Source organism: Streptococcus mitis (assembly GCF_001074635.1).
GTDB classification, from domain to species: domain Bacteria; phylum Bacillota; class Bacilli; order Lactobacillales; family Streptococcaceae; genus Streptococcus; species Streptococcus mitis_E.
In genome coordinates, this window is sequence record NZ_JUQO01000225.1 from 1 (window position 1) to 3,564 (window position 3,564).

The window sequence follows — 3,564 nt, forward strand, 5'->3', positions numbered from 1 at the left end:
GAGCAACCTGCGGCTAGCTTCCTAGTTTGCTCTTTGATTTTCATTGAGTATAAGACACAAGGGATTCATTTTCGAGTTTAAGAAGGAGTCTATACACTAAAGAGGCTTCTTCTTTTCTTGCTTGTTTGATAACTATCAAAAAAGTAGAAGATTAAGAGAAATATAGAAAGAGATTTCATGAAACAATTTTTAGAACGGGCCAGTATTTTGGCTCTCTCCCTCGTTTTGATTACGTCCTTTTCCATCTCGAGTGCCCTGCCAGCCATGTTTGACTATTATCAAGGTTATCCTAAGGAACAAATTGAGCTCTTGGCGAGCTTGCCATCCTTTGGAATCATGATGATGTTACTATTAAATGGTTTCTTAGAAAAAATATTTCCTGAGCGTTTACAGATTAGTTTGGGATTGTTGATTTTATCACTGAGTGGAACATCTCCCTTTTGGTACCAAGCTTATCCCTTTGTCTTTGGAACACGGATTCTTTTTGGTTTGGGTGTTGGGATGATTAATGCCAAGGCCATTTCCATTATCAGTGAACGCTATCAAGGAAAAACGCGAATTCAGATGTTAGGACTACGCGGTTCTGCAGAGGTCGTTGGGGCTTCTCTCATTACCTTGGCAGTCGGCCAATTGTTGGCCTTCGGTTGGACAGCTACCTTCCTAGCCTATAGTGCTGGATTTTTGGTGCTGACCCTTTATTTGCTCTTTGTCCCTTATGGAAAAGAAAAGAAAGAAGTCAAGAAAAAAGCGAAGGAAGCAAGTCGTTTAACTCGAGAAATGAAAGGCTTGATTTTTACCCTAGCTATAGAAGCGGCAGTTGTAGTTTGTACCAATACGGCTATTACTATTCGTATTCCAAGTTTGATGGTGGAAAGAGGACTTGGAGATGCCCAGTTATCTAGTTTTGTTCTTAGTGTCATGCAGTTAATCGGGATTGTGGCTGGGGTGAGTTTTTCTTTTTTGATTTCTATTTTTAAAGAGAAGCTGCTCCTCTGGTCTGGTATTACCTTCGGCTTAGGGCAAATCGTGATTGCCTTGTCTCCATCCTTATGGGTGGTTGTGGCAGGAAGTATTCTTGCTGGTTTTTCCTACAGTGTAGCCTTGACGACGGTCTTTCAACTTGTCTCTGAACGAATTCCAGCCAAACTCCTCAATCAAGCAACTTCATTTGCTGTATTAGGCTGTAGTTTCGGAGCCTTTACGACCCCATTTGTTCTAGGTGCAATTGGGTTACTAACTCACAATGGCATGTTGGTCTTTGCCATTTTAGGCTCATGGTTGATTGTAACCTCTATCTTTGTCATGTACCTACTTCAAAAGAGAGCTTAGGATTGGTTCCTAAGTTTTTCTTTTTAGGATTTTTGTACCCATACAGTATTTATTTTAGGACCTTGTCTACAGACTAATTTCTTGATAAAATAGAAGTTATGACGAGATATAAAGCAACTATTTCCTATGATGGTTACGCCTTTTCTGGTTTTCAGCGCCAGCCTCATGCACGTAGCGTTCAGGAAGAAATTGAAAAAACCTTGACCAAGTTAAATAAAGGGCAAGCCATTACTGTTCACGGTGCTGGTAGGACAGATAGTGGGGTTCATGCTTTGGGACAGGTGATTCATTTTGACCTACCTTATCAGATGGATGAGGAAAAACTTCGCTTTGCTCTAGACACCCAGTCTCCTGAAGATATTGATGTGATTTCAATTGAGCTTGTGCCAGATGATTTTCATTGCCGTTATGCCAAGCATAGCAAAACTTATGAGTTTATTGTGGATAGGGGCCGTCCCAAGGATCCTATGCGCCGTCACTATGCCACCCACTTTCCCTATCCGCTTGATGTGGAACGAATGCAGATTGCAATCAAAAAGCTTGAGGGAACACATGATTTTACAGGTTTTACAGCATCTGGGACCAGCGTAGAGGACAAGGTTCGCACTATTACCGAAGCTAGTCTTAGGGTTGATGAGACAGGCCAGTTTTTGATCTTTACCTTTTCAGGAAATGGTTTCTTGTATAAGCAGATTCGCAATATGGTGGGGACACTGCTCAAAATCGGAAATAATCGTATGCCAGTGGAGCAGATTGACCTGATCTTGGAGAAGAAGGACAGGCAACTTGCAGGTCCCACTGCAGCACCAAATGGTTTGTATTTAAAGGAGATTCGTTATGAAGAATAATCGTATTTTAGCACTTTCAGGAAATGATATTTTTAGTGGTGGTGGATTGTCCGCTGATTTGGCTACCTATACCTTGAACGGCTTGCATGGTTTTGTAGCAGTGACTTGTTTGACAGCCTTGACGGAAAAGGGCTTTGAAGTCTTTCCAACTGACGATACCATTTTTCAACATGAATTAGATAGCTTGCGTGATGTGGAATTTGCAGGGATTAAGATTGGTCTTCTACCAACTGTCAGTGTGGCTGAGAAGGCTTTGGACTTTATCAAGCAACGCCCAGGAGTGCCTGTGGTTCTGGATCCTGTCTTGGTCTGCAAGGAAACGCACGACGTAGCTGTAAGTGAACTCTGCCAAGAGTTGATTCGCTTTTTCCCTTATGTCAGTGTGATTACGCCTAACCTCCCAGAAGCAGAATTATTGGCTGGTCAGGAAATCAAAACCTTGGAAGATATGAAAACTGCAGCACAGAAATTGCATGACTTAGGAGCGCCAGCAGTCATTATCAAGGGAGGCAATCGCCTTAGTCAGGACAAGGCTATGGATGTCTTTTATGACGGACAAACCTTTACAGTCCTAGAAAATCCCGTCATTCAAGGGCAAAATGCTGGTGCAGGTTGTACCTTTGCCTCTAGCATTGCCAGTCACCTAGTCAAAGGTGATGAACTTTTACCAGCAGTAGAAAGCTCTAAGGCTTTCGTTTACCGTGCCATTGCACAAGCAGATCAGTATGGAGTAAGACAATATGAAGCAAACCAAAACAACTAAAATCGCCCTTGTATCCCTATTAACCACCCTCTCTGTGGTTCTAGGCTATTTCTTAAAAATTCCGACACCGACAGGCATTTTAACTCTTTTAGATGCGGGTGTCTTCTTTGCGGCCTTCTACTTTGGTAGTCGTGAAGGAGCGGTAGTCGGAGGATTAGCAGGTTTCTTGATTGACCTCTTATCAGGCTATCCTCAGTGGATGTTCTTTAGCTTGATCAACCATGGCTTGCAGGGATTTTTCGCAGGATTTAAAGGAAAAACTCAGTGGTTAGGGCTTATCTTAGCAACGATTGCCATGGTAGGGGGCTACGCCTTGGGTTCAACTTTGATGAATGGCTGGGCAGCAGCTCTACCAGAAATCCTACCAAATTTCATGCAAAATATGGTAGGGATGATTGTAGGATTTATCCTTAGTCAAAGTATCAAGAAGATTAAGTAAAGAGGCTGAGTCAAAAGTCTTTCAAATAAGAAAAACGCATAGTATCAGGTGTTCAATACTATGCGTTTTATTGTGGGAAGATTTTATACTCTTCGAAAATCTCTTCAAACCGCGTCAACGTCGCCTTGCCATAGATATGGTTACTGACTTCGTCAGTTCTATCCACAACCTCAAAACAGTGTTTT

The 3,564-nt window shown here is 42.2% G+C and carries 4 protein-coding genes; all 4 read left to right on the forward strand.

The window, feature by feature from the left end; genetic code table 11:
- The first annotated feature begins 177 nt into the window (after positions 1-177).
- The 4 genes from ADI58_RS09640 (at position 178) to ADI58_RS09655 (ending at position 3,379) form a co-directional block, all read left to right on the forward strand.
- The gene (locus tag ADI58_RS09640) at positions 178-1,329 is read left to right on the forward strand and encodes an MFS transporter (RefSeq protein WP_049522443.1); all 1,152 of its coding nucleotides are present in this window, start codon (positions 178-180) and stop codon (positions 1,327-1,329) included.
- Between the two features lie 98 nt (positions 1,330-1,427).
- Positions 1,428-2,177 (forward strand): tRNA pseudouridine(38-40) synthase TruA, encoded by a 750-nt coding sequence (truA, locus tag ADI58_RS09645; RefSeq protein WP_049522444.1) that lies wholly within the window; start codon positions 1,428-1,430, stop codon positions 2,175-2,177.
- On the forward strand, positions 2,167-2,940 hold the full coding sequence (locus ADI58_RS09650) for a bifunctional hydroxymethylpyrimidine kinase/phosphomethylpyrimidine kinase (protein ID WP_049522445.1): 774 nt from the start codon (positions 2,167-2,169) through the stop codon (positions 2,938-2,940). Before truA ends, ADI58_RS09650 begins: the two co-directional genes overlap by 11 nt.
- A complete protein-coding gene (locus ADI58_RS09655; protein ID WP_000814999.1) occupies positions 2,918-3,379 on the forward strand; it encodes an ECF transporter S component in 462 nt (153 codons plus the stop codon). The genes ADI58_RS09650 and ADI58_RS09655 overlap by 23 nt, the downstream gene beginning before the upstream one ends.
- The last annotated feature ends 185 nt before the right edge of the window (positions 3,380-3,564 follow it).

Bases quoted from the DNA above. Each gene is read 5' to 3' on its own strand.
- ADI58_RS09640 (WP_049522443.1), top strand. From the start codon at position 178: ATGAAACAATTTTTAGAACGGGCCAGTATTTTGGCTCTCTCCCTCGTT.
- truA (WP_049522444.1), top strand. From the start codon at position 1,428: ATGACGAGATATAAAGCAACTATTTCCTATGATGGTTACGCCTTTTCT.
- ADI58_RS09650 (WP_049522445.1), top strand. From the start codon at position 2,167: ATGAAGAATAATCGTATTTTAGCACTTTCAGGAAATGATATTTTTAGT.
- ADI58_RS09655 (WP_000814999.1), top strand. From the start codon at position 2,918: ATGAAGCAAACCAAAACAACTAAAATCGCCCTTGTATCCCTATTAACC.